Raw genomic sequence first — 26849 nt, forward strand, 5'->3', positions numbered from 1 at the left:
GGGGGTTACCTGATAGCGATTCGGCTCCGGATTTGGCACCGTTGAGGGCATGACGACGACTGATGCGGCCGCCCGCGATGCCGGAGAGCCCAAACACGGAGTGGCTGCGGGTGCGGAGAACCTGTCCAAGAGGTACGGCACGGGCGACACCGCCGTGGAGGCGCTGAAGGGCGTCTCGATCTCGTTCCGCGCGGGTGAGTTCACCGCCATCATGGGGCCGTCGGGGTCGGGCAAGTCGACGCTGATGCACTGCCTCGCCGGTCTGGACGTCGCGAGTGACGGCCGCGTCTTCATCGGCGACACCGATCTCACGACGCTGTCCGACAAGTCGATGACCATGCTCCGCCGCGACCGCATCGGGTTCGTGTTCCAGGCGTTCAACCTGGTGCCGACGCTCACCGCGAAAGAGAACATCACCCTCCCGGTAGACATCGCCGGCCGTACCGTCGACACCGAATGGTTCGACGCGGTCACCGACCGACTCGGCATCACCGACCGGCTCGGGCATCTCCCCAGCGAGCTGTCCGGCGGCCAGCAGCAGCGCGTGGCGTGTGCCCGTGCGCTGATCGGCAAGCCGGCCATCATCTTCGGCGACGAGCCCACCGGTAACCTCGACTCCCGGTCGTCGGGTGAGGTCCTCTCCATCCTGCGCGCCGCCACCGACGAGTTCGGGCAGACCGTCGTCATCGTGACCCACGATCCGCGCGCGGCGTCGTATGCCGACCGCGTCGTATTCCTCGCCGACGGGCAGATCGTGCAGGAGCTCGCCCGTCCGAGCGCCGACGACGTCTTCGAGGTGATGAAGAACCTCGACGGGGTCCACCACACCCACTCGTCCGAGTCGGCTCCCGCCGAGACCTCCAAAGCGCTCTGAGCCGTGGCGTCATCATCGGTGATGCGCCGGGTTTCGCTGCGAAACCTGCGGGCGCACAAGCTACGTCTGTTCCTGACTCTCTTCTCGATCGTCCTCGGCACGTCCTTCGTCGTCGGTTCGATCGTGTTCACCAGTTCCATCTCGAAGGCCTTCACGGACATCTTCGACAGCGCCGCGCAGGGCGTGGCCGTCGAGGTGACGCCCGCCGACCAGCAGTCGCCGGGCGTTCCGCTGTCGGTCGTCGACCAGTTGCGCGCCCAGCGCGCCGAACTCGGCATCGACAAGCTCGTCGTCAACAACAACGGCTTGATCACCGTCGCCGACTCGGGCGGCAAGGCCATCCAGACCGGCGGCGCGCCGAGCGTCGGTACCACCTACATCCCGGAGAACGAGGCGCTCGACGCCGACGAGGCCCGGATCATTCCGGGCGGTCGGGGGCCGGCCAACGCCGGCGAGATCGCCCTGAACTCCTCGGCTGCCGAAGAGGCCGGACTGAAGGTCGGCTCGAAGACCAAGGTCGTCATCGGCCAGGGCAACGCCGCCCCGCTCGACGTCACGGTCGTCGGACTGATCGACCTGCCGTCCTCGACCGGCGGCTACGTCAACGCACAGTTCGACGCGGCGACCGCGTCGCGTCTGTTCACCGACGGACGTCATGTCGGGCTCGTCGACATGTCGGCCGTCGACGGGGTGTCCCCGGAGCAACTGCAGGAACGGGTGCGCGCCCTCCTCGGCGCCGACGCCGACCTGTACGACGTGCGGACCGGCGACCAGGTGCGGGAGGACCAGAAGGCGCAGGTCAACGAGTTCCTGCAGATCTTCCAGTACATCCTGCTGGCGTTCGCGGCGATCGGTCTGGTCGTCGGCACGTTCATCATCTACAACACCTTCTCGATGATCGTCGCGCAGCGTAACCGCGAGTTCGCGCTGCTGCGGGCGGTCGGCGCCAGCCAGCGCCAGGTGTCGCGGTCGGTCCTCTTCGAGGCGTTCGTCGTCGGCGTGCTCGGCGGCGCGCTGGGTCTGGCCATCGGCATCGGCCTGGCGGCCGCGCTCAAGGCGTTCACCAGCGCGACGTCGGGTCTGCCGGACGGGGAGTTGACGATCGGGGTCGGCGCGGTTCTCGCGGGCATCCTGGTCGGCGTCGTGGTGACGATGATCAGCGCCTGGGTACCTGCCGCTCGCGCCGCACGCGTGCCGCCGGTCGAGGCGATGCGCGCATCGGCGGCCGAGGGATCGGCGTCGCTGCGCAACCGCACCATCATCGGCGCGGTCATCGGTCTGGCGTCGATCGTGGCGATCGTCATCGGTGCGATGGACGAGGGCTCGGGGCCGGCTCTGACGGTCGGTGCGGGTGCGGCCGGTGCGGTGCTGGCCGCCGTCCTGGTCGGCCCGGCGGTCGCGCGTCCGTTCGTCGGCGTGCTCGGCCGCGTGGTCGGTGCACCGTTCGGCACCATCGGACGACTGGCACGCACGAATGCTGTTCGCAATCCCCGACGTTCGGCGGCGACGGCCTTCGCGCTGACGCTGGGTCTGATGCTGGTGGCGATCATCGGCACGCTCGGCCAGTCGTTCAAGGGCACCGTCGACGAGGCCGTCGACTCGGGCATCACCGCCGACTACATCCTCGCGGGCACCAACCAGGGGCCGTTGCCGCCCACGGTGGGTCCGGCGGTGAAGGAGGTGCCGGGCGTCGGCGAGGTGGTCTCGTTCGGCGTCGTGCAGGCGAAGGTCGACGGTCAGCCGGTGCAGGGCTTCTCCGCCGTCGGCGGGCGGCTGAGCGACGTCACGGTCATGGACATGGAGGACGGTGCGTCGTCGACGCTGCCGGACGACGGGATGCTGATCAGCCATCGCACGGCGATGACGAAGGGCTGGGAACGCGGTCAGGTCCTGGACTTCACCTCGCCCATCGGCGAGCAGGTCCAGGTCCCCATCGCCGGCGTGTACGCCGACAACGAGGCCCTCCAGCCGTGGGTCGTCGGGTCCGCGGTCTACGACCGGCTGGTCCCGCCCGCGGCGCGTTTCGACGTCACGGTCTTCGTGAAGGCCGAGGCGGGCGCCGACCTGGACACCCTGCGCACCGGGCTCGAGGACGCGACCGCCGGCTACCTGACCGTCCAGGTCAAGGACCGCGACCAGTTCAAGGGCCAGATCTCGGCGCAGATCGACCAGATGCTCGGCACGCTGTACGCGATGCTCGGGCTGGCGTTGCTGATCGCGGTGCTCGGCATCATCAACACCCTCGCGCTGTCGGTGGTGGAACGTAAGCGCGAGATCGGCATGCTGCGCGCGATCGGCATGGTGCGTGGCCAGGTGCGTCGATCGATCTACCTGGAATCGGTGCTCATCTCGATCTTCGGTGCCGTGGTCGGTGTGCTCCTGGGAACACTCATCGGAGTGGCCCTGGTTCGCACGCTCGCGGCCTGGGGGCTGGGCGCACCGGTGATTCCGTGGTCGCTGATCGTGATCACGCTGGTCGCGTCGGCGGTGGTCGGTGTGCTGGCGGCGCTGTGGCCGGCGGTCCGTGCCGCTCGGACGGGGCCGCTCGAGGCGATCGCCGACCTGTGACGACCGCTCGGTGATCCGTGTGTCGCGCGGCCCGGGTGTTGCCCGGGCCGCGTGCCCACAGGTCGGTATCAGGATGTGGATGACAGAATCGTCCGCATGACCCGACCACCCCAGGGCGATCCGAACGATCCGCGGAACAATCCGCCGGAGACCCGACAGTTCGATCCCGACTACGACCCGTCGGCGCCACCGTCGCAGGCCTACACCCAGCAACCCTCAGGTCAGCCGTATCCCGGGCCGTACACCGAGCCCCACGCCGGACCCCGGTACGGAGAACCCCAGTACACGGAACCCCAGTACGGGGAGCCCCGGTACACGGGTGCGTCGCCTTACGGTGCGTCGCCGTACGACTCGCCCCAGAACGGTGAGCCGCCGCGCGGGTCGTCGAAGGGCCGCACTATCGGTCTCGCGCTGGTCGCCCTGGCGGCGCTGGTGATCCTCGGTCTGGTCGTCTTGCTGGTCACCAAGGCCGGCGGCGACGACGCGCCCACGGCGGCCGGTTCGTCGTCGACCACAGCCACCACCAGCGAGGAGACGACGACCAGTTCGGCTCCGACCACCACGACCACCACCGAGGAGACGACGTCGACCCCGAGCAAGAAGCCGCGCTCGGGGACGGTGACCTATCAGCTCACCGGCAACGGTGACGTGGTCGCGCTCAGCTTCAGCAAGGGCGGCGGCGCGCCGACCGTCATCGCGGCCACCGGCGCGCCCTGGTCGCAACGGGTGAATGTGAAGGGTACGACGGCGAAGCTGTCGGCCATCGTCGTCCGCGGCCCGGTGACCTGCAGCATCCTCGTCGACGGCGAACAGCTCGCGACCGCCACGAGTAACGGCGGAACGCTGAACTGCTCCGCGGATCTGTCGGCGGAGTAAGCGGACCTCGATACGCGGCGTCCTCGCTCCGCTCGGGCGGCGCTACTCGGCCGGCAGGAGTATTTCTGCTGGTTGAGTAGGCGAGGAGCTTGCGACGAGCCGTATCGAAACCACTACCGCTTGCGCAGCACCAGCACGAGGTTCGTGCCCAGGACGTCGCGCAGGCCGGGAACGCGCATGACCCACCACATCCGGCGCGGGATGTAGCGGGGGAAGGCGGCCAGGAGCTCGGCCCGGTCGGTCACCGAACCCGCCCAGCGCAGGCCGTCGGCGGCGTTGACGGCGAACAGTGACGTCCCGAAGAGGTTCTTGGGCGGGTGGCCGTGGCGTCGCGTGTAGAGACGCGCCGCGCGGTGTCCGCCCAGGTAGTGGGTGAGACCCATCTCGTGGCCGCCGAAGGGTCCCCACCACAGGGTGTAGCTGATGATGACGACGCCGCCCGGCCGGGTCACGCGCAGCATGTCGTCGGCCATCTCCCACGGCGTCGACGTGTGCTCCACGACGTTCGACGACAACGTCACGTCGATGCAGTCGTCGGCGAAGGGCAGGTTCTGGCCCGATCCGCGGACCGATCCGCGGTGCTCGAGCCCGCCGGCGTGCATCTCCGTCGGGTCCGGTTCGACCGACATGTAGTGCGCGCCGCGATCCCGGAAGGCGTCGGCGAAGTAGCCGGGTCCGCCGCCGACGTCGAGGATGACGCCTCCGTCGAGATCGGGGACGAACGCCTCGACCATGTCCGCGGTGTCGGTCGCCAGAGCACCGTAGAAGCGGGCGGGGTCGGACTGCTCGTACCGGAAGTCGTTCAGGAGCCCGGCCGCACGTCGCAGGGTGGCCAGCCGGGCCATTCGGTTCCGGCCGGAAGTCGTGGTCGTCATCGTCGGGAACTCTAATCCACCGGTCGTATGGCTGTTCAGCAGCTACTTGTCGGTAGTCTGACGTGCGATGCGCGTACCTTCCGACGTCCTGCTGCTGTGCTGGCGGGATACCCGCCACCCTCAGGGCGGTGGCAGTGAGACCTATCTGGAACGCGTCGGCGCCGAATTGGCCCGGCGCGGCGCTCGCGTGACCTTTCTGACCTCGTCGTATCCGGGCGCCGCCCGTGAGGAGACCCGCGACGGCATGCGGTTCGTGCGAGCCGGCGGGCGGATCAGCGTGTACCCGCGGATGCTGGCCGCGATCCTGGCCGGTCGGTTCGGTGTCGGGCCGCTGCGGGGATGCGATCCCGAGGTCGTCGTCGACACCCAGAACGGGGTGCCGTTCTTCGCGACCGCCGTTGCCTCGGCGCCGACGGTGGTCCTCGTCCATCACTGCCATCGCGAGCAGTGGCCGGTCGCCGGCCGGTTGCTCGGTCATGTCGGCTGGTTCATCGAGTCGCGACTGTCGCCGAGGATTCATCGACGTAACCGATACGTCACGGTGTCCACACCGTCGAAGACCGAGCTCGTCGCGCTCGGTGTCGACGCGGACCGGATCTCCGTCGTGCGCAACGGCATAGATCCCATCCCGGCCGACGCGGAGATCGCCGTCAAGGCGGCCGACGATCAGCCGGTGCGTCTGTGTGTCTTGTCCCGGTTGGTCCCGCACAAGCAGGTCGAGGATGCGCTCACCGTGTTGACGCAGCTGCGTCGATCCGGGGTCGAGGTGTACCTCGACGTCATCGGCGGTGGCTGGTGGTCCGACGAGCTGCGTTCCGCGGCAACGAAACTCGATGTCGCCGACGCGGTCACCTTCCACGGCCATGTCAGCGAGCGGCGGAAGCACGAACTGCTCTCGCAGGCGCAGGTCCACCTGATGCCCTCGCGTAAGGAGGGCTGGGGTCTGGCGGTCGTGGAGGCGGCACAGCACGGGGTCCCGACCATCGGCTACCGCAGCTCGGTGGGTCTCACCGATTCCATCGACGACGGCGACACCGGCCTCCTCGTCGACGGCGTCGAGGAACTGGTCAGTGCCACGAGAAAGCTGATCGACAATCCCGACGAGACCCAGCGGCTGGGGCGCAACGCCAGGATCAAGGCGAGCCGTTACTCCTGGGCGGCGACCTGCGACGGATTCATCGAGACGTTCGACGCCGTTCTCGCACGCTAGCGACGACCGCCCCCGCGATCCCTGCCAGTAGCATCGCCGCCCACACCAGGTGTGCGACGATCGCCAGAGTCCGATCGGCAACTCCCGCACCGCGTTCGGCCGGTTCGCCGACCTGGTACAGCCGCAGATCGTCTCCGTCGTGGGCGAGACGCGCATCCGCGGCGAGTAGCGCGGGCGTCGAATCGTTCTCGACCAGAACCCATCCGACACCGAGCGCGGCGAGTTCGGCAGGTGCGCCCCCGGATTCGAGAACGGACGCAACGGCTGCTGCATGATCGCTCGGCGGGTCGACGACCTCGCCGTCCACGGTGAGTGCGCCCGACTCGATCACCGGTGCACGAAACATGCGTGCCGCGGGGTCGAGCGAGACGCCGTCGGCGAAGCGGTAGTGCCGCACGGTGTCCGTGGGCCACAGGGCAACCGAGCCCCGGTCGGCGGGCACGATGTCGGCCACCGCGGCCCAGTCGTCGGGGTAGGACACCGTCCGCACGGAACCGCCTACGCCCCAGGCGAGGTCGGGAAGCGGCGCCACGACGAGCAGGACGACGCCGGCGAGCGCGAAACCCGACGGCACCCGCCGGCGGGCCGCCGTCACCGCACCGGCCACGGCCAGCGCGACACCGGGGACGAGGAGTGCGGAGAATTTCTGGGTGTCCCGCAGGAGGCCCGCCCCGGCGATGTGTTCGACCGCGAACTCCAGCAACCACCGGCCCGGACCGAAGGTGGTGAGGACCAGCAGGATCGCGACGGCAGCGGTGAGTACCCCGATCGCGGGTACCAGCGGATCGAGCGCGGTACGACGACGCCACAGGGCGACGACGCCCGCTGCGATCACGAGCAGGAAGCAGAACGTCGCGATCGCCGCCCACCACATCGTTCGGCTGGCCGGGACCGCATCGGCATTCCAGATCCCGCCGAGGGACAGCACCGTCCCGACCGGGCCGAGTCCCGGCTCGGACCGGAGGCCGAACGCATCGACGCCCGCCGCGGCCGACGTCGTGGTGGCGTCGCTGATCACGGCTGTCACCACCCAGGGCAGCGTGCTCAGAATCCACAGACCGACGGCGATGAGGCTGTGCCGCAGACCAACCGGACGACCGATGAGGGCAACGGCCAGCACGACCCCGGCGAGCACCGATCCGGTCGGCGTCAGCCCCGCTGCCGCCAGTAATCCGCCGAGTTGGAGAAACCGCACCGGCTCGGGCCGTTCCCGCAGATCGAGCACGGCGACGAATATCCAGCCGAGCGAGGCGTATTCGGCCAGCAGGCTCCAGTGGCCCTGCAGGAGCCGTTCGGCCACATAGGGGTTCCAGATCGCCACGAGCGCGGCGGCGACGCCGCCGAGACGCCCGGCACCCGGAACGAGGCGACACGCCAGCCGGCCGAACCCGACACCGGCGAAGACCAACGCGGCCAGCAGGGCCGCGATGACCACCACCCCGCCGTCGACGGCCGACGACACCATGGCGACGAACCAGTCCTGCGGCACCGCGCGTGGTGGCAGGTCACCGATTCCGAGCGTGGTGTCGGTGACGTGGGTACGCGGCGTCGACACCGCATCGCGGTACAGCAGGTGACCCGGTGCGACGCCGATCAATCCGGGGAGCAGCGGTGCCAGGACGGCCACGGCCGCAACGACACTCGTCAGGTAGAGCGCCGGGAGCAACCGTCCGGGGAACACCGCGACCCGCGCGGCTCAGAAGTGGTGGGTGTCCGACGGCGCGGGCGCATGCACCGGGTCGTCGTCGAACTCCGACTCGGTGATGCCGTAGGCGCGTGCGAGGTCGAGGATCTTGGTCGCACGGGCGATCCGCGGGAGGTCCGAACCGTTGCGGATCTCCCCGCCGTCGCGCTCGAACTCCGCGAAGAACTCTCTCGCCCAGGTGATCTCGTCCTGGGAGGGGGACAGGCCCTCGTTGACCGGCGCGCACTGTGACGGGGTGAGGCAGATCTTGCCGGTCATGCCGAACTCCGCGCTCACCGCGGTGGCCTCGCTCAACTTCAGTGCGCTCGAACCGACGGTCGGGCCGTCGATGGCGCTGGGCAGGTGAGCGGCCTTGGCGGCGATGGTGAATCGCGATCGGGCGTAGGCCAGGGTCTGCGGATTGTCGCCGAAGCCGGTGTCCCGACGGAAGTCCCCGATGCCGAACGCGAGGCGGAAGGTGCCCTTGGCCGACGCGATCTCGCTGATCCGCTCGAGTCCGCGTGCGGTCTCCACCAGCGCGACGATCGGCAGGCCCGGCAGGCGCTTGGCGGTCTCGGTCACGTGGTCGACGGACTCGACCATCGCCAGCATCACGCCGCCGATGGCGGTCTCCGCGAGCGCGGCGAGATCGTCGGCCCACCACGGCGTGCCGAATCCGTTGATCCGGACCCACTCACCGGCGCCGGGACCGGAACCGTCCTTCGGACCGATCCACCGCACGACGTTGTCGCGCGCGGAGACCTTGTCCTTGGGGGCCACCGCATCTTCGATGTCGAGGACGACGATGTCGGCGCGCGAGCGAGCCGCCGGCTCGAACTTCGCGTAGTGCGCGCCGTTGACCAGGAGCCAGCTTCGGGCCAGCACCGGGTCGATACGCGAACCGACATCGGTCGATTCGGCGTCGTAGGTCGTGTTGTCGTCGTACATCGATATCTCTCGTCCGTGAATTCTGCAGCCTACCCATCGTTGCCTATGCCCGACGACCGGTGCAAAGCACCCTGCGCGCGAGAGCCGGTACCAACTCGGCACACTTGTGCCATGCAGCAGACCAGGCCGACCGGACGGCGCCGAGCCGCTTCGGGCACCGTCGGCGCCGTCGGATCGGTGGCCGTCGGCTCGATGGTCGCCAACATCTGCATGTACGTGGTCCATCTGGCCGCGAGCGCGCGCTATCTGGATGTCAGCGAGTACGGCGAGTTCGCGGTCCTGCTGTCGGCGATGCTCGTGCTGGGCGTGCCCGCGCTGGCCCTGCAGAACGTCGTCGCACGCGAGGTGGTCCTGGGGTGCGACGAGCGTCGTCTGCGGCGGGTGGGCATCCAGACGACGCTGTGTGTCGTCGTCCTGGTCGCGGTCGCCACACCGCTGGTCGCCCTGCTGATGCGCACCGGTGTCGTGACGACGCTGGCCGCCCTCGGCGCTGCCCCGTTGCTCACGCTGATCGCCGCAGGTCAGGGCATTCTGCAGGGGCGCGGAGAGTTCCGGACGCTGTCGTGGGTGCTGGCCGCGGTCGGGGTGTTGCGGTCGATGCCCATCGTGGGCGCCTTCGTCGCGGGTGCCGGTGCGGCGGGCGGACTGTTCGCCGGAACCATCGGCGCCGCGGTCTCGGCGGTCGTCGTCTGGGTGGTCGTCGGGAAGGTCGGGGAGCGCACGTCGGACGCGGGCACCGTGGGAGTCCTCAGTGTGGTCCGCGCGTCGCAGGTCCAGCTCGTGCTGATCGTGGCGTCGTCGGTGGATCTGCTGCTCTCCCCGCGGGTCCTCGACGCCGAGTCGGTCGGTGTGTACGCGCTCGGCGCGATCGCCACCAAGGTCGCGTTCTGGCTGCCGCAGGCCATCGGCGTCGTCTTCTACCCCCGCCTCGCCGATCCCGCCCGGTCCCGGGTCTCCCTGCGCCAGGCCGTGGCGGTGGTCGCCGGCGTCGGCGTGGTCCTCACCCTGCTCGCCGGCGCGGCCGGGCCGATGGTGCCGATGGTCTTCGGCGACGGCTACGACGAACTCGTCCCGCTCCTGTGGCTCTTCGCCTACATCGGCGCAGCCCTCGCCGTTCTCCAGGTGGTCCTGCTGTCGGCCATCGCCCGCGATCGCACCCGCGTCGCGTTCGGGACCTGGATCGTCGTGGCGGTCGAGGTGGCGGTCATCCTCACCGTCGCCGGTTCGGTGGTCGGGGTCGCGGCGACCGCGGCGGTCGCGGTGACGGTCGCGGCGGCCGGGACGTGGGCCCTCACGCGCTGAGAGCCTTCTGTTCGCCGCACACGCAGGAACGTTGCCGGGGTCGGAAAGTTTCGGCAGGGTTGTGGAATGAGCGACAACGGAGTCACCCAGGTCACTGTCCAACGAGTCATCGAGGCGCCGGTCGACGCGGTGTTCGATGTGCTCTCCAATCCCGAGAAGCATCAGACGCTCGACGGTTCGGGCTTCATCCGGGGCGTCGACCACGCCGATCGCATCCAGAAGGTCGGTGAGGTGTTCACCATGAACATGGCGGGCGACCACATGGGCGGCGAGTACAAGACCGACAATCACATCACCGGATACGCCAAGGACAAACTGCTGGCCTGGCAGACCGCGCCCGCCGGCACCGAGCCGCCCGGGTGGGAGTGGTTGTGGGAGTTGGAGTCCCAGGGCCCCAACGAGACTCTGGTCCGCCACACCTACGACTGGTCGAAGGTCACCGACAAGAAACTCCTCGAACAGGTGAAGTTCCCACTCGTCACCGAGTCCCAGCTCGAGGACACCCTCGGCCGCCTTGCCGCGGAGTCGATTTCCTGACGCCCGGCATTCCGGGACGCGCGCGATGAGGCCGTGGTCTTTGCCGTTGCCGATCGGCTACCTACTGTCGACGTGTGACGAAACCTTCTGATCCGAGGTCCCATGTACCGCTGACGCCGACCGACATCGCCTTCCTCCGCAGGTGCATCGACTTGGCTCGGGAGTCCCTCGACGCCGGTGACGAGCCGTTCGGTTCCATCCTCGTCGACGCCGACGGCAGTGTCGTGTACGCCGACCGCAACCGGGTGTCCGGAGGGGACCACACCCGTCATCCCGAGTTCGAGATCGCTCGGTGGGCCGCCGGGAACATCGACCCGGCCCGTCGCGGCGAGGCCGTCGTGTACACGTCGGGCGAGCACTGCCCCATGTGCGCGGCGGCCCACGCCTGGGTCGGGCTCGGCCGCATCGTTTACGTGGCGTCAGGCCGTCAGCTGGCCGACTGGCGAGCCGGGTGGGGGCTGCCCGATGCGCCCGTCGCGGCCTTGGCCATCAACGAGGTCGCGCCCGGCATCGGCGTCACCGGCCCCGTGCCAGAGCTCGCCGACGATGTCCGTGCCCTGCATGCGGCATTCGCCGGAGTCGAGTCGTGAGCCGCTGACCGGTGGTCATGGACGGCGCCGGCTCGGCGAGCGTCGCCGGGTGCTAGTCCGAATGCGAGGCCGTCTCGCGGGGTTCCCGATCGGTCCGCCGGAACCGTGCCGGCAACCACGCCGGGTTGATCAGGAATCCGCCGACGACCAGTGCGAGGACGCCGAGGACGCCGGTCGCGATCGGCACGATACGACCCCAGATCGTGATCGGCGTCGCGAGATCCGAAGCCAGCCGCGACATCTCGGACTGCGTCGTCTCGTCGTAGGTGAAGTTCGCCTGCAGGTGCGGCAGCCGGAAGTCCGCGGGCACACCGGGTGTGCCGTCGGGGAAGGCGTAGAACTCGTCGACGGTGATCTTCGCGTCGACGATGGTCCCCGTGCGGGCGTCCACTGCGAGATCCCACGAACTGCGGTGTCGCAGTGTGGCGGTCAGGTCGCGTCGCGGACCGTCGATCCCGAACCACGAAGCGGGCCGGGTGATGACGACGTCGGTGCCCACCGGCCGGCCGAACGCGGCGCGGGCCAGGTCGGTCGCGGGGACCTCCGCGCGGAACCGCGCCACGTCCTTGCCGACCACCTCGGTGTTGCCGTCGTACTCCAGGGGCACGGTGGTGCGCGTGACGACGTCGAAGAACTCGTGGTCGGTCAGGCTGGTGTCGAAGGGCAGCAGGTAGGTGAATCCGCGGCGATCAGGCACCAGCACCGGTGCCTGGTTGCTGTCGTACTGGATCTCCGACGCCCCGCGCGCCGACAGTTGCGGCTCGGCGGTCTCCCGGTCGAGCGTCACCCGGTCCTTCACCGCGTTGACCGTGGCGTCGTTGCAGGCCTCCGACGAGTCGGCGTCGGCGTCGCTGCCGGGCCGCGGGTCCTCCGGCTCCACCGTGCGGTCGCCGATACGCAGTGTCTCCGCCTGGACCGAGGTGCCGGCCTGCAGCGTGACGCGGTGCTCGTCGGAGGGCTGTACCGCGACGACCCGTTGCTGGCGGACGAGATCGGCGTCGAGGGTCCGTGCCGCAGGCGTCGCGAGCGAGCAGCGGTCGAGGATCGTCGCCTTCTCGGCGGTGGCCACGGTGGTGAAGTCGGTGCTGAGCGGGATCGTGCGGAAGGTGCCGACGAGCAGCGTCGGCAACGCGATGGTCACGGCGATCAGGAAGCTGCCGACGAAGATCAGCGTCGGTCCGGCCAGGTCCGCGGTCGACCAACGGCGAGGTGCGGACTGCTCCACCGGGGATTGGGGCACCGGGGACGGCTCCGAAGACATGGTGGCGAGGGTAATCGATGCCACCGGGCTACCCTGTCACCAGCATGACCAGCACCGACCCGATCCGCGACTCCGTCGCCTCTTCGAGCACAGATACGCGCGCCGCAGCGCCGCACGCCGGCACCCCCGGTCCGGCGACCAGCCCGCGACGCTTCTATCCGCAACTCGAGGGCATGCGTGCGCTCGCCGCGATCGGGGTGCTCACCACTCACGTGGCCTTCCAGACCCGCGCCGTCGAGATCCCGGTGCTCGGTCCCGTCCTCGGTCGCCTCGACCTCGCGGTCGCCCTGTTCTTCGGCCTCTCCGGGTTCCTGCTCTGGCGGCCGTGGGTCGACGCCGCGCACCGCGGGGCCGGGCATCCCTCCATCCCGCGCTATCTGAGGCACCGCGTCGTCCGCATCTGGCCGGCGTACGTGGTGGCCGTCGTGCTGGTGCTGCTCCTGCTGCCGGAGGCCCAGGGCGCCGACTTCGACGTCTGGCTGGCCAATCTGACGCTGACCCAGGTCTTCGTGCCCCTCACGCTGACCGCGGGGCTCACCCAGATGTGGAGCCTGTCGGTCGAGATCGCGTTCTACGCGCTGCTCCCGGTCTTCGGCCTCGCGCTGTTGCGGTTGCGCGGCCGACGTGTCGGTGCCCGCATCCCGGTCCTCCTCGCGATCGGTGTGCTCAGCCTGGGCTGGGCCTGGGTGGGTGCGTCGCTGCCGGTCGCCGAGGGCGTGGAGACCAAGAACTGGGTGTTCGGTCACCTGGTGTGGTTCGTCGCGGGCCTGATCCTCGCCGAGGTCGCCGGTGTCCTCGACACCGCGGGGGCGTCGCGCGGGCGGTGGATGAACCTGGCGATCCGGCTCAGCGCGAACCGATGGCTGATGCTCGGACTCCTCGTCGTCGCGTACGGCCTGGCCTGCACCCGCTTCGCCGGCCCCACCGGACTCGGCGATGTGTCCAACATCGAGTTCGTCACCAAGATGGTTCTCGGTGCGCTCTGCGGCTATGCGCTTCTCGCGCCGCTCGTCTGCAACCCGGGGCCGTTCCGCTTCCTCAACTCACGGGTGATGCTCGCGCTGGGACGCTGGTCCTACGGCATCTTCATCTGGCACGTCGCGGTCCTCGCGATCGTCTTCCCGCTGTTCGGCATCGTGCCGTTCAACGGCAACACCGTCCTCGTCTGGGTGATCACGCTGGGACTCTCGGTCGGGATCGCCGCGGCGTCCTACGCCTTCATCGAGGAACCGGCACGAAACTGGTTGCGCAACCGCGACATACGACGCCGCAGCAACCCTGTCGCTCCCTGAGGTGCGAGCGAAGCGAGCCTCGAAGGGTCGTCCTCTCCTTCGGGCCACGAGTCCACCGTCCCCCAGAACACCAGCCAGCCGGTCGACAGCACGGCGACCAGCGCCGGTAACTGAACCCACCACTCCCAGCCGTGGTAGCCGTCGGACGCGTGCCACGGGCCGGCGGTGAGCCCGATCGTGGCGGTCATCATCATCACGAACGTCGTCGTCACGCCGACCTTCTGCGGTACCGCCGCGGCGGCCGCGCCGACGGCCAGGCCGACGGCGAGACCCCACCAGCCCGACAGCAGCCACGACGCCCCGAGAATCCCCAGTCCCGCGGCCACCAGGGTCAGCCGACCCGTGGGCACCGCTCTCCGTTCGGCAATGCTCTCTCGCCGCGACGACGGCCACCATGCGGCGACGAGCAGCAGGGCCATCAACGCCAGTCCGACGACCAGCGACCAGCGATACAGCGAATCGAACCGGTAGGTGAGCTCGACCGCACCCGACACCCCGGCCGGCACGATCCAACCCTGCTGCCAGCCGTTCACGACCACCGGCGACAACTCCCGGCCGTCGACCCGCGCGATCCAGCCCGGATTGGTCGATTCGGGCACCACCAGCAGGCGTTCGGGTCCGGATGCGATCTGTACGGTGCGGCTCGCCGCCGTCCACTCGGTGACGTCCGGCGTGGTCGTCGGCACCCCGGTCACCGGAGCCCCGGCCGTCAGTGACACCGCGTCGACGGAGAAGGCCTGCCCGGGGTTGACCGACACCTCCTGCTGACCGGCGGGCAGCCGCAGCTCGCCGGGTGCGCATGCGCGTGCGACCACCGGCTCGCCGGAACGCAGTGCGGCCGTGGTGGTCCGCGCGGAGATCCCGACCACCTGGCCGGCGGCGGTGATGCCGAGGCCGTCGGTGCAACGGATCTCGACGACCCGGTCCCCGCCGGCGGCGGGCGACGCGGGTGCCGGGAAGACCTCGACCTCGGCGATGCCCGGCGGTGCGGCCGTGGCGAATCCGAGACTGTTGACGTCGATCAGGTCGCGCTGTGCGCGGACGGTGATCTCGATGCGGTCGGTGACCGCGGGATCGAGCCGGAGGATTCCGTCCTTGCCGACCTCGCGGATCTGTTCGCCGGTGCCGAGATCGACGGCGACCTCGGTGGGGGTGGCCGGATAGTCGCCCGGCGCAACGAGTTTCAGCGCCTCGACGCGTTGCTCGGCGGGCAGGTGGATCACCAGGGTCGGCTCGGCGTCCTCCGCCGACTCCTCGTCGTCTTCGCGATCCCTGGCTTTCTCCTCGTCCGGGATCTGCGGTGCGGTCCACGCGGTTCCGGGATCGCCGTCGACGGCGGCCCCCGGACCGCCGCGGGGGTCGGCGACCGGTCGCGGACCGGTGGCCGTCACGTCGCCCGGTGTGACGAGAAGCCGATCGAGCGCGTCACCGGGCCGGGGACGGAGGATGACCGACGGGGTGACCGTGGTGTCTCGAGGAACCGACAGGGCTCGGCTGAACAGCGACGAGGTCTCCGGTGACAGCCCGAGTCCCGGAGCGCAACGGGTCATCTCGCGTGCGGGGTCGGCGACGCACCAGGCCCGCCCGTTGAGTTCGGAGTACAGGAGCCACTGGGCGACGGCGGTTCCGGCTTCGAGTTCGGGCAGCACGACGCGGTGCCTGATCTTCAGCGGCGTCGAGGTCCGCAGGTTCGACACCTCCACCTCACCGAGGGCGAACTGGTTGCCGGCGGAGCCGTCCTCGGTGCGCAGGGCGCGGATCTGAATCCATCGCGTCGGGCCGCTCGGGGCGGTCACCGTCGTCGGCGTACCCGGCTCGAGCCCCGACGCCACGGTGCTGCCTGCCTCGGTGGTGACGAGGACGCTGGTCACATCCGCGCCGAGAGCCTTTGCGGTGGTCAACGTCAGCGCCAGATCTGTTTGGGGAGTGGTGAACCCGATCCGCATCCACCGGCCGACTGCTCCCTCGAGTCCGCCACTGACCCAGGCCGTCTGGGGGTTGCCGTCGAAGGCCGCGGCCGGCGAGTTCGCGGGGGAGGTCTGACCCGGTTGCACCGCGTCCGACGCCGAACCCGACGTCGTCACCTCGACCGCACCACTCCGGTTGTCCAGCAACCATTCCCCGCGGACGAGCGGCTGATCGACGACGGGGTAGTCGGCTGCCGCGTTCTGCGTGCGACGCGGGTCGTCGGCCGATCGGATGGCGGAGCTGTGGTCGTCGACCCGTCCGAAGTCGGTCTCCCGGTCGTTCGGGGTGTCGGTGACGATGAGCGGGCCGTCGGTGATCCCGGCGCGCCGGGCATCGGCATCGAGCAGGACCGGTCCCAGAGGTGGAAGACCCTGGCGTGCGCGGACTTCGGCGAGCGCGGCGATGGCCTCCGGTCCGCCGGCGATGCGCGGCAGACCGTTCCGGTCGACGAGCAGGGGGCCGGTGCCGTCGAAGCCGGTCGCCTCGACCGCATAGATCTGTATCGCGGGCATGGTGGGTCGCAACCCGTTGTCGCGCATCACTCCACGGACACCCGGTGGCCCGACATCGGGGCCGAACCGCGCCACCCGCGTCAGTCCGGGCGAGGTGTCGAGCGCCTGCTGGGCGAGGAGTGGTCGTGCGGATCGGGAGGTCTCGGGGTCGAGGTCGGCGCGCAGGACCACGAATCCCACGCCCTGCTGGGCGAGTGTCTCGGCCAGGCCGGGCGAGCCGCGTCCGGCGGCGATCTCGCGTTGCACCGAGTCGAGCGCGCGGATTGCGCCGGGCGGTGTCAGCGGGATGGCGTCCCGCACCGCCCAGGGGGTGTCGGCCAGCGGCTGCAGGGGCTCGTCGCGCGTGAGACCCCACAGTTGGTCGGCGAACGGCGCGCCGGGGACGACGAGGCCGCGGGCCGGCGGGGTGTCACCGGGGCGGGTGCTGTTCTCGGACAACCAGTCCGCGGTCTGCTTCCAGTGGTTCGGGATCGCGGTGTAGGTCCCGGCGGGCGCGAGCTGGCCGGTCCAGATGAGCGAGCCGGCACCGATCACCGCGACGAGCAGCACGATGGCCGCGGCGACCGGACGGGATCGTTGTGGGTGCGCGAACGCCGAGAGCGTCTCCCGGACGGATACGCTGCCCGGCAGCGGAACCCGCGCGAGCAGGTGCGCGACACCCAGAACCAGCGGGATGCGGATGAACGGTTCGAACTTGTGGATGTTGCGCAGCGGCGCACCCGAACCGTCGAGGAACGCCCGGATCTGCTCGGCGATCGGCGAACCGAGCCCCCCGTCGAAGCCGACACACATGACGACCAGGCCGATGCCAAGGATGGTGACGAGGCGACCGCGAAACGGCATGTGCCGCATGCACAGGCCGGCGAGTCCGGCCGCGGCGATGGCGCCGGTGGCCAGCACTGCGGCCGGTTGGGTGACGAGGACCGAACCGGCGACCCGCTCGGTCGAGACGAACGGTGTCCACGAACTCGCGCCGCGCAACACCTCGGTCAGCGACGTCCACTGCGTCGTGACCCGTGAGGACTCGATGTAGTCCAGGAAGGGCGGGCTGACCCGGGAAAGGATGAGCAGCGGCACCATCCACCACGCGCACGCCAGAACCAGGCCGGCCGCGGTCCACGCACCGAAGCGCCACCACCGGCGGTCGCGCGGCCGATGCAGGAGCCACCACACGGCCGCGACGCCGAGGGCGGCGGCCGTCGCCACCGCGTTCACCGCGCCCATCAGGGCGACGGCGGCCGCCGAGCGTGCGGCTTCCTTCCGCAGCGGCCGGGCGTCGGAGAGCGGCGCGTCGAGTGCCCGGATCACCGGCAGCAGCACCCAGGGCGCGGCCATCATCGGAAGCGTCTCCGACGAGATCGAGCCGAGAGTGGTGAGAACGCGCGGGCTCAGGACGAAGACGACGCCCGCGATGATCCGCGACGCCGGCGAGCCGAGCCGCATCGCCTCCGCGACGCGCACGATGCCGACGAAGCCGACGGTGAGGAGCAACGCCCACCAGAACCGCTGCACGATCCATGGCGGAATCGACAGCAGGTCACCGACGGCGAAGAACGCGCCGTGCGGGAAGAAGTATCCGTAGGCCTGATTCTGGACCTGGCCCATCGGGGCGTCGGGGTCCACAGGTGCGCCGCCCGGGCCAGGAATCCGAGTGGATTGGCCGTCAGGTCGAGCTTGGTGTCGGCCGCGATCCGTCCCGGGGACTGCAGCAGGCAGACGATCAGCGCAATCGCCGCAGCGACACCGACCCCACGTGCCGACAGGACACCTGTGGGAGCGGTGGTCGATGTACTACTCAGTTGCTGCTGCCGCCAGGATCCACGACGCGCAGCGTCGTGGGTGGGCGTCAGTTGGTCTCGCCCGCGCCGCCGCGCGACCCGTAGTCGACCGAACCCTGGACGAATCCGCTGTTCGGATTGATGTTGTTCAGGTCCGTGGACGGGCTGTTCTCCGCGGCGAGGAACCCGCCGAGGAACACCGCGCCGAGTCCCACCAGGATGCCGGCCACACCGGCGACGGCGCCGGCCACAAGGCGGTTGTTGGTCATGGCGAAGAAACTACCATCGCGCCTCGTCTCACCCCGGTCTCACCCGCGCATCTGACGTGTCACGTCGCGTAATTGCGGCTGTCAACGGCGCGCGCGGACCTTGGCCAGCGCGCGATCCCACAGCAGTTGGGTGCTCAGCTTCAGAATCTCCGGCTTGTCGATGTCGCGGCTGAGCATCAGCGTCGACGCCGTGATCGTGCCGGCCGACGCCTTCGACCGGTGGCCGGAGTCGAGGTGCGGTTGCGGGTCGTACTCGATCGAGAGCTGGATCGCCTGGGCCTTCTTCGTCCCGGCGATCTCGTCGGCGAGCCACAGCGCGAGGTCGATGCCTGCGGAGACCCCGGCCGCGGTCACGATCCGCTCGTCGGGGCCGGCACGCACGATGCGCTCGTCCGACACCGCGGTCACGCCGTAGAGCGACAACGCGGTCAGCGACGACCAGTGGGTGGTCGCGCGGAGGCCGTCCAGCAGTCCGGCGGCGGCCAGGACGACCGAGCCGGTGCAGACCGACGCCGTCCACTGTGCGGCCGGGCTGACGGCGCGCAGCCATTCCAGGAGTTTCTCGTCCTTCGCCGCACCGAAGCATCCCGGCCCACCCGGGATGAGGATCAGATCGGGTGACGGCGTCTCGTCGAACGAGTGTGTCGCGCCGACGACGAGAACACCGGAGTCGGCGACGACCGGTCCGGGCTCGTGGGTGACGAACCGGACGTCGGCGTCCGGCAGCATCCGCAACACCTCGTAGGGGCCGATGAAGTCGAGTGCGGTGAACCGCGGGTAGAGGACGATCGCGATCTGGGTCATGGTTCTGCCTGTCTGTTCGATGCCGTGGGTCGAGGTGATGCGTCAGCGAGAGGTCTTGCGGGGTCGGCCAAAGGTCTTTCGGTACTGGTCCGGTGAGACGCCGAGGCGTCGGCTGAACGTGCGGCGCAGGGATTCCGACGAGCCGAAGCCGCAGCGCGCGGCGATCACCGGCATGGTGTCGGAGGATTCGGTCAATGCGCGACGGGCCGCGTCGGTGCGGACCCGTTCGAGGTAGTCGCTGGGCGCCTCGCCGGTCTCCTCGGTGAAGACCCGCGAGAAGTGACGCGGACTCATCGCGGCTTCCTGCGCGAGGTCGGGAAGCCGGTGCGGCAGGCCGGGCTCGGCCTCGATGCGTCGCTGCGCCTCGCGGATCACGTCGCGTCGGGCGCGCGGCATCCACACCGGCGGGGCGAACTGGCTCTGACCGCCCGGCCGACGCATGTAGAGGACCAGCCACCGGGCGACGAGCTGGGCGAGTTCGGTGCCGTGGTCCTCTTCGAGGACGGCGAGGGCGAGGTCGATGCCCGCGGTGACACCGGCCGACGTCCAGACGTGGTCGGAGCTGCGGACGAACAGGGCGTCGGCGTCGACCCGGATCGCCGGGTACCGCTCGGCGAGGTGCTCGCTGACGGCCCAGTGCGTCGTCGCGCGCCGACCGTCGAGCAGCCCGGCCTCGGCGGCGAGGAAGGCGCCGTTGCAGACGCTGATGACGCGGCGCGCGCGTCCGGCCGCGTCGCGGATCCAGTCGATGAGCTCGGTGTCCTGGGTGGCCTGGTGGACCCCGGTGCCACCCGGCAGGACCAGGGTGTCGATGGGCTCGGCGGGATCGGGCAGCGGGTGGGCGACGAACTGCAGGCCGACGCCGGTGTCGACCGGCCGGCCCTGCTGCGACACCATCCGCAGGTCGTAGGTGACGGGCGAACCCTGATCACGTAGTGCGATCGACGCCGTGGTGAAGACGTCGGCCGGTCCCGTCACGTCGAGGGACTGCACCCCGGGGAACCCGAGAACCAGCACCGTTCGTGTCATGAGCTCATCGTCGCCGACGGCGATCCCGTCGTCCAGGACATGCATCCCACACTTGAGGACATCCCCTGCTGCCCCTGCCGGTTGAGCCGGCACCGAGCCTCCCCATGCCGATTGAGCCGACACCGAGTCTCCCCATGCCGGTTGAGCCGACACCGAGCGAAGCGGCGCGTCCCCCTGCCGGTTGAGCCGACACCGAGCGAAGCGGCGCGTCCCCCTGCCGGTTGAGCCGACACCGAGCGAAGCGAGGCGTCGCGTCGAAACCCGCCCGCCACCACGCCCCACCGACCGGCCCAACCAGCAGGGACGCGAGGTTTCGACGCGGTGGCTCGCTTCGCTCGCTACCGGCTCAACCAGCATTGAGGCCGTATCGAAACCCCTACAGCGTGACCTGCGGCTGCTGCTCACACTTGGCCGGGACGATGAACACCGGGCGATGGCAGTGCTTGAGGACGCGCTCGGCGACGCTGGACCGCAGCAACGCCTTGAGTCCCGATGCCCCGCGGGTACCGGTGACGAGCAGATCGACGTCGAGCGCCTCGGCGGCGGCGACGAGTGCGCCCCAGACCGTCGACTCGACCTCGACGAGGGTGCCGCGTGCCGACAGGCCCGATTCGCGGGCCAGTGCCACGCCGCGCTCGTTCATCCGGGCCGCCTCGTCCTCCAGCGCGCGGTCGACGCCGGCGTCGAGTTGTGTGTCGACGAACGGCTGCATGCCGCCGGCGAGGGTGGAGAGGCGTGCGGGGGTCATGCCGCCGGGCTGCCAGGCGGTCACGACGACGGCGGATTCGGCGCGCAGGAAATGTCCGGCGTAGCGGATGGCACGATCGGCGTTCGGAGAGCCGTCGTAGGCGATCATCAGCGTCTGTCTGGCGCGATTGTCACCGCGACCGCTGGGGGCGGTCGCGGACCCGGCCGAGATGGACCCCACGTCCATTTGCTCAGGCTACATGCCAGACTCGAACCATGGGCCCAACTCGACGACCTCGATGGATTCGGAACGTGCTGGCGACCGGGACGGTCGCGGCCTTGGGTCTCGGTCTCGTCGCGTGCGGGTCGTCGACACCGGACTCCCCGCCGTCGACGACGTCTGCGTACGCCTCGCCGTCGGCCTCGCCGTCGTCGGTGTCGGCGACGACCACGACCGTCGCGAATCCCTGTGGCGCAGAGCAACTCGCCAAGTTGTCGCTGCGACAGAAGCTGGCGCAGCTGATCGTCGTGGGTGTCACGGGTGCCGTCGACGCCAAGCAGATCGTCGACGACGAGGAGATCGGTGGCATCTTCGTCGGCAGTTGGACCGACAAGGCGATCCTGACGAGCGGTGCGGCGTCACGGATCTCGCAGAACTCGCCGATCCCGTTGATGGTCACCGTCGACCAGGAGGGTGGCCGGGTGTCGCGGCTGTCGGCACTCGGTATCGATCACGCCTCACCTCGTGAACTGGCGCAGACGAAGACGCCCGAGCAGGTGAAGGCGATCGCGGCCGATGTCGGTCGCAAACTCAAGGGGCTCGGCGTCACCGTCGACTTCGCACCGGTCGCCGACGTCAGCGACGAATCCGACAACGAGGTCATCGGCGATCGCTCGTTCAGCAACGATCCGGCCGTGGTCACCGAGTACGCCGGCGCTTACGCCGCCGGACTCGCCCAGGCCGGAATCACGCCGGTCTACAAGCACTTTCCCGGACACGGTCACGGTTCGGGCGATTCGCACCTCGGCGTGGTGACCGTGCCGACGCTCGACGAACTGCGGAAGAGCGACCTCATCCCGTTCCGCAATCTGCTGCAGGACCCCGGTACAGCGGGTGTCATGGTCGGGCACCTCATCGTGCCCGGGCTGACCGACGGCTTGCCGTCGTCCATCAGCCGGCCGGCCATCCAGATGCTGCGCACGGGTGTGGGCTACGACGGTCCGCGGTACAACGGCGTCATCTTCTCCGACGACCTGTCGGGCATGGCGGCGATCAGCGCGCAGTACCCGATCGAACAGGCGGTGGAGAAGTTCATCCTCGCCGGCGGCGACGTCGCGCTGTGGCTGTCCACCGACCGCGTCTCGTCGGTCCTGGACAACCTGGAGGTCGCGGTGAAGCGCGGACGTCTCGCGCCCGCGCGGCTCGACGCGAAGGTGATCCGCATCCTCCGGTCCAAGGGCGTCGTGACCTGCTGAGTAGTCTGTCGGGGTTGGCCCGAGCGAACGTTAAACTTACCGATTGGTAAGTTTGTGGGTATCGTCGTTCGGGACACGACAGTGAGGATGGAGGTGGCCATGTCGGGCGGAACCAAGCGCCTGCCACGTGCAGTGCGCGAACAGCAGATGCTCGACGCCGCCGTGAAGGTGTTCGCGCAGAACGGTTTCCGCGACACCTCGATGGATGCCATCGCGTCCGAGGCGCAGATCTCCAAGCCGATGCTCTACCTGTACTACGGCTCCAAGGAGGAGCTGTTCAGTGCGTGCATCGCCCGTGAGTCCGGACTGTTCATCGACGCGATGAGCGTGGGCTTCGACCCGTCGCTCTCGCAGCGCGAGCAGGCCGTGACCGTCATCCGCGAGTTCCTGCGCTTCGTCCACGAGAACCGCGAGTCGTGGCGCGTGCTGTACCGCGTGGCGATCGGCACCGCCAGCTTCTCCGGGATCGTCTCCGACAGTCGCCAGCGCGTGACCGAGATGGTCGCGCAGCTCATCAAGGCCGGTACCACCGTCGAGACGGCCGGCGACATCGACTTCGAACTCACCGCCGTCGCCATCGTCGGCGCCTGCGAGGCCGTCGCCGACCGCATCACCGAGGGCGACGTCGACCTCGAGAAGGCCACCAACATGCTCGTCGGCATCGCCTGGCGCGGCCTGAAGGGTGTCGGTACCGACATCTGAGCCGCGCCTGCTCCTGCTGCCTCTGTTCCCACTGCCGGCTGAGCCGGTACCGAGCGTAGCGAGGCACCGCGTCGAAGCCCTGCTTTCTCTGCTCCCTGAGGTGCGAGGAGCGATAGCGACGAGCCACGAAGGGTCGAACACGCCGTCGCTATCCTCCCCCTCCGCTATACAGTTCTGTTCGGGTTCGTCAACGACGGTATGGAGTGCAATCAGTGATCACCGGAGAGCAGAAGAGCAAGGTCGACGCGGTCTGGGACGCGTTTTGGTCGGGTGGCATCGCCAACCCGCTGCAGGTGATGGAGCAGATCACCTTTCTGTTGTTCATCCGCCGTCTTGACGACGAGCAGACGCGCGCCCTCAACCGCGCGAACCTGACGAAGAAGCCTATACAGAACAACCCTTTCCCCGTTGACCGCGAGGAACTCCGGTGGTCGGTCTTCAAGAACTACGCAGCCGATGAGATGTTCGAGACCGTCGACAAGAAGGTCTTCCCGTTCATCCAGACGATGCGTGACGAGGACTCCACCTACGCGCACTTCATGAAAGACGCGCGCCTGCAGATTCCCAACGCAGCCATGCTCGTGAAGGTGGTGGACCTGCTCGACAAGATCGAGATGCGTGACCTCGACACCAAGGGCGACATCTACGAGTACATGCTCGCCAAGATCGCGAGCTCCGGCCAGAACGGGCAGTTCCGCACGCCGCGGCACATCATCAAGTTGATGGTCGAGATGATGGCGCCCGAGCCCGGCGACACGATCGTCGACCCGGCCTCCGGGACCTGCGGATTCCTCGTGGCGGCAACTGAATACATGCGTAAACACCATGCTGACGAGATCAACTCCGGTAAGAACGCACAGCATTTCCACAACGACATGTTCCACGGCTTCGACTTCGACAACACGATGCTGCGCATCGGCTCGATGAACATGCTGCTGCACGGCGTGGAACAACCGGACATCAGGTATCGAGACTCGCTGGCGGAGGCCAACACCGGCGACGCCGGCGCCTACTCGATGGTCTTGGCGAACCCGCCTTTCGCCGGCAGCCTCGACTATGAGAACACCGCCAAGGATCTCCAGCAGATCGTCAAGACCAAGAAGACCGAGCTGCTGTTTCTCGCGTTGTTCCTGCGACTGTTGAAGCCGGGCGGGCGAGCCGCGGTGATCGTGCCCGACGGCGTGCTGTTCGGATCATCGAAGGCGCACAAGACACTTCGCAAGATGCTCGTCGACGACCACAAGCTCGACGCAGTGGTGAAACTCCCGTCTGGTGTGTTCAAACCGTATGCCGGTGTCTCCACGGCCATCCTGTTCTTCACCAAGACCAACTCCGGCGGCACCGAGAACGTCTGGTTCTACGACGTCCAAGCCGATGGGTATTCGCTCGACGACAAACGGACCCCGTTGTTGGACGCAGACAAACTGGGACCGCTCGCGGACCTGTCCGACGACGATCACGTCAAGAACAACCTGCCCGACGTGCTGCGACGCTGGGCCGATCGCGACGGCTCCGAGCTCAGGCGGGCCCGCACGGAACAGTCGTTCTGCGTTCCGCGGAACGCTATCGAGGAGCAGGGCTACGACCTCAGCCTTAATCGCTACAAGGAGATCGTCCACGAGGAGGTCGAGCACCGCGCACCGGAAGAAATCCTCGACGAGCTGGACAAAATCGAGCTGGACATTCAGTCAGGGCTCGCGGAGTTGCGGCAGATGTTGGCTGGAGGCGCAGAATGAACTGGCCGACGGCAGCGCTTGCCGAAGTGGCAGAGATTGTTTCTGGTGGTACCCCTAAATCGGATGTCAGAGAGTACTGGGACGGTGGCGTTCCCTGGGTCACCCCGAAGGATCTCAGCGCCTTGACTGGTTCGTATATAGAGGAGACTCCACGAACCATAAGTAAACTCGGCTTGGAGAAGAGCTCAGCGAGTTTGCTGCCAGCAAACTCGGTTCTCTTCAGTTCGCGCGCGCCGATAGGCCACGTTGCAATCAATTCTGTACCGATGGCGACTAACCAGGGCTTCAAGAGCTTCGTTCCCTTCCCGGAACGGCTCAACGCGAAATATCTGTACCACTGGCTTAGGAAGAATCGCGCGTATCTTGAGAGCCTGGGGAACGGGGCCACCTTCAAAGAGGTATCGAAGGCGGTAGTGTCTGCGATTGAGATTCCGCTCCCTCCCCTCCCCGAACAACGCCGCATCGCAGCCATCCTCGACCATGCCGAGGCCCTACGGGTCAAGCGTCGCGAGGCCATCGTTCGGCTTGACGAACTAATCGGTGCGACCTTCAGTGACATTTTTGGAGACGGCAGCATCGTTGAGCAGACGAGGTCGGTAGGTGACGTATGCAGCCTCGTTGTTGACTGTGTCAATAAGACCGCTCCCACGGTGGACTTTCCTACTCCGTACAGAATGATCCGTACCTCGAATGTCAGGAATGCGCGGGTGGATCTAGAGAGCGTTCGGTACGTGACGGCCGATGTTTTTGACCGATGGACACGTCGAGTGTTGCCGGTGCCGGGGGATGTACTACTCACGCGTGAGGCCCCCGTCGGAGAGGTTGGTCTACTCGAGGAGTCAGGCCGTGTGTTTCTCGGACAGCGCCTAATGCTTTATCGTGCGGATCCGCAGTATCTTGTTCCGGACTACTTACTGTACGCACTCAAGTCACCATTTGTGCAAAGACAATTTGGTAGATTCGAGTCGGGATCTACGGTAAAGCATTTATCGGTCCCAGTGTGTCGGCAACTGGAAGTGCCTGTCCCGGAAATAGGTGTGCAGCACGAGTTTGCGGAACGGATTGCGTGCATTCGTGGTTTGGCTACAAAAGCGCAAGGTCAAGACGTTAACGCTCTCTTCAATGCGCTCCAATCCCGAGCCTTCCGAGGCGAACTGTGAATCAACCTGTTTCGTCACTCCCGACCAAGATTGAGTTGACTCGGCCGATCCTCAACTTGATGAGCGACGACCAGTCTTGGTCCAGAGTCGAGCTGAGAGACGCCGTGGCCGATGCCTTGCATCTGACGCCGAAACAGCGAGCGGAGACCGTGAAGTCGGGCGGCACTCGTCTTCATTCACGCGTTAGTTGGGCGTTGTATCAACTCAAAGTCAGTGGAGCCGTCGAGGCTGCCGGACCTGGCAAGGCAAAGATCACCGCATTTGGTCACCAGCTGCTCGACGAACACCCCGACCAGCTGACATCCGCCGATCTGGAAGCGTCGCCGCAGAATCTCGACGATGCCTCGACGATCGACGAAGACTCGGAGAACCTACCGGTGTTCTGGTTTGTCGGTGCAGTTTTCGGTGATCAACAAGGAGATGAGGCGTACGACCACACCGACCAGTTCCGGGCCGAAGGTCGGTGGCATGCGGGCACCCCACACAAATATGCAGAGCAGATTCTGACGATGAAGCCAGGCGATCGAATCGCGATCAAGGCCGCGTTCACGCGAAAGCACGGCTTGCCGTTCGGCTGCCATCCGAGAGACGCTGTTGAGCGTTCCGCGGAACGCTTGATCTCAGTCGTCGAGGTCATCGAACGCTGCAACGATGTAAGCAGTTGGATTGCTGCCGCTGCCGACCTGCTGCACGAACTCAGGGATTGAAACG

General features: G+C 68.2%; 21 protein-coding genes and 1 pseudogene. 13 read left to right on the forward strand and 9 right to left on the reverse strand.

Features of this window, described 5'->3' with window-relative positions:
* Positions 1–49: 49 nt before the first annotated feature.
* The 3 genes from BLU62_RS25540 (at position 50) to BLU62_RS25550 (ending at position 4318) form a co-directional block, all read left to right on the forward strand.
* Positions 50–874: an ABC transporter ATP-binding protein gene (locus BLU62_RS25540; protein ID WP_074852610.1), complete on the forward strand. Its 825-nt coding sequence runs from the start codon at positions 50–52 to the stop codon at positions 872–874.
* 21 nt (positions 875–895) lie between these two features.
* Positions 896–3442 (forward strand): ABC transporter permease, encoded by a 2547-nt coding sequence (locus tag BLU62_RS25545; RefSeq protein ID WP_074853300.1) that lies wholly within the window; start codon positions 896–898, stop codon positions 3440–3442.
* Positions 3443–3538: 96 nt separating this feature from the next.
* Positions 3539–4318, forward strand: a complete 780-nt coding sequence (locus BLU62_RS25550; protein ID WP_074852611.1) for a hypothetical protein — start codon at positions 3539–3541, stop codon at positions 4316–4318.
* Between the two features lie 113 nt (positions 4319–4431).
* Here the strand turns inward: BLU62_RS25550 and BLU62_RS25555 are convergent, their stop codons facing one another.
* A complete protein-coding gene (locus BLU62_RS25555) occupies positions 4432–5193 on the reverse strand; it encodes a class I SAM-dependent methyltransferase (RefSeq protein ID WP_074852612.1) in 762 nt (253 codons plus the stop codon).
* Between the two features lie 67 nt (positions 5194–5260).
* Between BLU62_RS25555 and BLU62_RS25560 the strand changes: the two genes are divergently transcribed.
* Positions 5261–6403, forward strand: coding sequence for a glycosyltransferase family 4 protein (locus BLU62_RS25560; RefSeq protein ID WP_074852613.1), 1143 nt, complete (start codon positions 5261–5263; stop codon positions 6401–6403).
* Here BLU62_RS25560 and BLU62_RS25565 read toward each other — a convergent pair.
* Entirely contained in the window at positions 6369–8084 is a 1716-nt protein-coding gene (locus BLU62_RS25565; RefSeq protein ID WP_074852614.1) for an MmpA family trehalose lipid delivery protein, read from the reverse strand. The genes BLU62_RS25560 and BLU62_RS25565 overlap by 35 nt on opposite strands.
* Positions 8085–8099: 15 nt before the next feature.
* A complete protein-coding gene (locus BLU62_RS25570) occupies positions 8100–9035 on the reverse strand; it encodes an HpcH/HpaI aldolase/citrate lyase family protein (protein WP_074852615.1) in 936 nt (311 codons plus the stop codon).
* A gap of 111 nt (positions 9036–9146) precedes the next feature.
* Between BLU62_RS25570 and BLU62_RS25575 the strand changes: the two genes are divergently transcribed.
* From BLU62_RS25575 to BLU62_RS25585, 3 genes are all read left to right on the forward strand, one after another.
* Positions 9147–10337 (forward strand): polysaccharide biosynthesis protein, encoded by a 1191-nt coding sequence (locus BLU62_RS25575; RefSeq protein WP_074852616.1) that lies wholly within the window; start codon positions 9147–9149, stop codon positions 10335–10337.
* A 66-nt stretch (positions 10338–10403) separates the two neighbouring features.
* Positions 10404–10874 carry an SRPBCC family protein gene (locus BLU62_RS25580; protein ID WP_074852617.1) on the forward strand — a complete coding sequence of 157 codons (471 nt, stop codon included), beginning with the start codon at positions 10404–10406 and terminating at the stop codon, positions 10872–10874.
* Positions 10875–10948: 74 nt separating this feature from the next.
* Positions 10949–11464, forward strand: a complete 516-nt coding sequence (locus BLU62_RS25585) for a nucleoside deaminase (protein WP_074852618.1) — start codon at positions 10949–10951, stop codon at positions 11462–11464.
* 52 nt (positions 11465–11516) lie between these two features.
* Here BLU62_RS25585 and pgfA read toward each other — a convergent pair whose 3' ends face one another.
* A complete protein-coding gene (gene pgfA / locus BLU62_RS25590; protein ID WP_208863665.1) occupies positions 11517–12725 on the reverse strand; it encodes a cell envelope lipid trafficking protein PgfA in 1209 nt (402 codons plus the stop codon).
* A 44-nt stretch (positions 12726–12769) separates the two neighbouring features.
* Here pgfA and BLU62_RS25595 point away from each other — a divergent pair, with 44 nt between their 5' ends.
* Entirely contained in the window at positions 12770–14017 is a 1248-nt protein-coding gene (locus BLU62_RS25595) for an acyltransferase family protein (protein ID WP_074852620.1), read from the forward strand.
* On the opposite strand, the pseudogene BLU62_RS25600 reads toward BLU62_RS25595, so the two are convergent.
* The 5 genes and pseudogenes from BLU62_RS25600 to BLU62_RS25625 all read right to left on the reverse strand — a co-directional run bounded on the left by BLU62_RS25600 (position 13936) and on the right by BLU62_RS25625 (position 21311).
* Positions 13936–18260: pseudogene (locus BLU62_RS25600) on the reverse strand (DUF3367 domain-containing protein). The gene BLU62_RS25595 and the pseudogene BLU62_RS25600 overlap by 82 nt on opposite strands.
* Positions 18261–18343: 83 nt before the next feature.
* A complete protein-coding gene (locus BLU62_RS25610; protein ID WP_074852622.1) occupies positions 18344–18544 on the reverse strand; it encodes a DUF2613 domain-containing protein in 201 nt (66 codons plus the stop codon).
* 81 nt (positions 18545–18625) lie between these two features.
* Positions 18626–19348 (reverse strand): DJ-1/PfpI family protein, encoded by a 723-nt coding sequence (locus tag BLU62_RS25615; RefSeq protein ID WP_074852623.1) that lies wholly within the window; start codon positions 19346–19348, stop codon positions 18626–18628.
* Positions 19349–19390: 42 nt separating this feature from the next.
* Positions 19391–20377: a GlxA family transcriptional regulator gene (locus BLU62_RS25620; RefSeq protein WP_074853301.1), complete on the reverse strand. Its 987-nt coding sequence runs from the start codon at positions 20375–20377 to the stop codon at positions 19391–19393.
* Between the two features lie 376 nt (positions 20378–20753).
* Positions 20754–21311, reverse strand: coding sequence for a universal stress protein (locus BLU62_RS25625; RefSeq protein ID WP_074852624.1), 558 nt, complete (start codon positions 21309–21311; stop codon positions 20754–20756).
* Between the two features lie 29 nt (positions 21312–21340).
* Here BLU62_RS25625 and BLU62_RS25630 point away from each other — a divergent pair, with 29 nt between their 5' ends.
* The 5 genes from BLU62_RS25630 to BLU62_RS25650 all read left to right on the forward strand — a co-directional run bounded on the left by BLU62_RS25630 (position 21341) and on the right by BLU62_RS25650 (position 26845).
* Positions 21341–22540, forward strand: a complete 1200-nt coding sequence (locus BLU62_RS25630; protein ID WP_074852625.1) for a glycoside hydrolase family 3 N-terminal domain-containing protein — start codon at positions 21341–21343, stop codon at positions 22538–22540.
* Between the two features lie 99 nt (positions 22541–22639).
* Entirely contained in the window at positions 22640–23242 is a 603-nt protein-coding gene (locus BLU62_RS25635; protein ID WP_074853303.1) for a TetR/AcrR family transcriptional regulator, read from the forward strand.
* 212 nt (positions 23243–23454) lie between these two features.
* Positions 23455–24978, forward strand: coding sequence for a type I restriction-modification system subunit M (locus BLU62_RS25640; RefSeq protein ID WP_074852626.1), 1524 nt, complete (start codon positions 23455–23457; stop codon positions 24976–24978).
* Positions 24975–26138, forward strand: coding sequence for a restriction endonuclease subunit S (locus BLU62_RS25645; protein WP_084811889.1), 1164 nt, complete (start codon positions 24975–24977; stop codon positions 26136–26138). The genes BLU62_RS25640 and BLU62_RS25645 overlap by 4 nt, the downstream gene beginning before the upstream one ends.
* Entirely contained in the window at positions 26135–26845 is a 711-nt protein-coding gene (locus tag BLU62_RS25650) for a winged helix-turn-helix domain-containing protein (RefSeq protein ID WP_280141557.1), read from the forward strand. Before BLU62_RS25645 ends, BLU62_RS25650 begins: the two co-directional genes overlap by 4 nt.
* Positions 26846–26849 lie beyond the last annotated feature (4 nt).

It is taken from the genome of Gordonia westfalica (assembly GCF_900105725.1).
GTDB lineage: Bacteria > Actinomycetota > Actinomycetes > Mycobacteriales > Mycobacteriaceae > Gordonia > Gordonia westfalica.

Excerpts from the sequence above, each read along its gene's own strand:
- BLU62_RS25545 (WP_074853300.1), top strand. The coding sequence starts at position 896 with ATGCGCCGGGTTTCGCTGCGAAACCTGCGGGCGCACAAGCTACGTCTG.
- BLU62_RS25595 (WP_074852620.1), top strand. The coding sequence starts at position 12,770 with ATGACCAGCACCGACCCGATCCGCGACTCCGTCGCCTCTTCGAGCACA.
- BLU62_RS25550 (WP_074852611.1), top strand. The coding sequence starts at position 3,539 with ATGACCCGACCACCCCAGGGCGATCCGAACGATCCGCGGAACAATCCG.
- BLU62_RS25625 (WP_074852624.1), bottom strand. The coding sequence starts at position 21,311 with ATGGACGTGGGGTCCATCTCGGCCGGGTCCGCGACCGCCCCCAGCGGT.
- BLU62_RS25615 (WP_074852623.1), bottom strand. The coding sequence starts at position 19,348 with ATGACCCAGATCGCGATCGTCCTCTACCCGCGGTTCACCGCACTCGAC.
- BLU62_RS25620 (WP_074853301.1), bottom strand. The coding sequence starts at position 20,377 with ATGACACGAACGGTGCTGGTTCTCGGGTTCCCCGGGGTGCAGTCCCTC.
- BLU62_RS25575 (WP_074852616.1), top strand. The coding sequence starts at position 9,147 with ATGCAGCAGACCAGGCCGACCGGACGGCGCCGAGCCGCTTCGGGCACC.
- BLU62_RS25580 (WP_074852617.1), top strand. The coding sequence starts at position 10,404 with ATGAGCGACAACGGAGTCACCCAGGTCACTGTCCAACGAGTCATCGAG.
- BLU62_RS25570 (WP_074852615.1), bottom strand. The coding sequence starts at position 9,035 with ATGTACGACGACAACACGACCTACGACGCCGAATCGACCGATGTCGGT.
- BLU62_RS25540 (WP_074852610.1), top strand. The coding sequence starts at position 50 with ATGACGACGACTGATGCGGCCGCCCGCGATGCCGGAGAGCCCAAACAC.
- BLU62_RS25610 (WP_074852622.1), bottom strand. The coding sequence starts at position 18,544 with ATGACCAACAACCGCCTTGTGGCCGGCGCCGTCGCCGGTGTGGCCGGC.
- BLU62_RS25555 (WP_074852612.1), bottom strand. The coding sequence starts at position 5,193 with ATGACGACCACGACTTCCGGCCGGAACCGAATGGCCCGGCTGGCCACC.
- pgfA (WP_208863665.1), bottom strand. The coding sequence starts at position 12,725 with ATGTCTTCGGAGCCGTCCCCGGTGCCCCAATCCCCGGTGGAGCAGTCC.
- BLU62_RS25645 (WP_084811889.1), top strand. The coding sequence starts at position 24,975 with ATGAACTGGCCGACGGCAGCGCTTGCCGAAGTGGCAGAGATTGTTTCT.
- BLU62_RS25560 (WP_074852613.1), top strand. The coding sequence starts at position 5,261 with ATGCGCGTACCTTCCGACGTCCTGCTGCTGTGCTGGCGGGATACCCGC.
- BLU62_RS25630 (WP_074852625.1), top strand. The coding sequence starts at position 21,341 with ATGGGCCCAACTCGACGACCTCGATGGATTCGGAACGTGCTGGCGACC.
- BLU62_RS25635 (WP_074853303.1), top strand. The coding sequence starts at position 22,640 with ATGTCGGGCGGAACCAAGCGCCTGCCACGTGCAGTGCGCGAACAGCAG.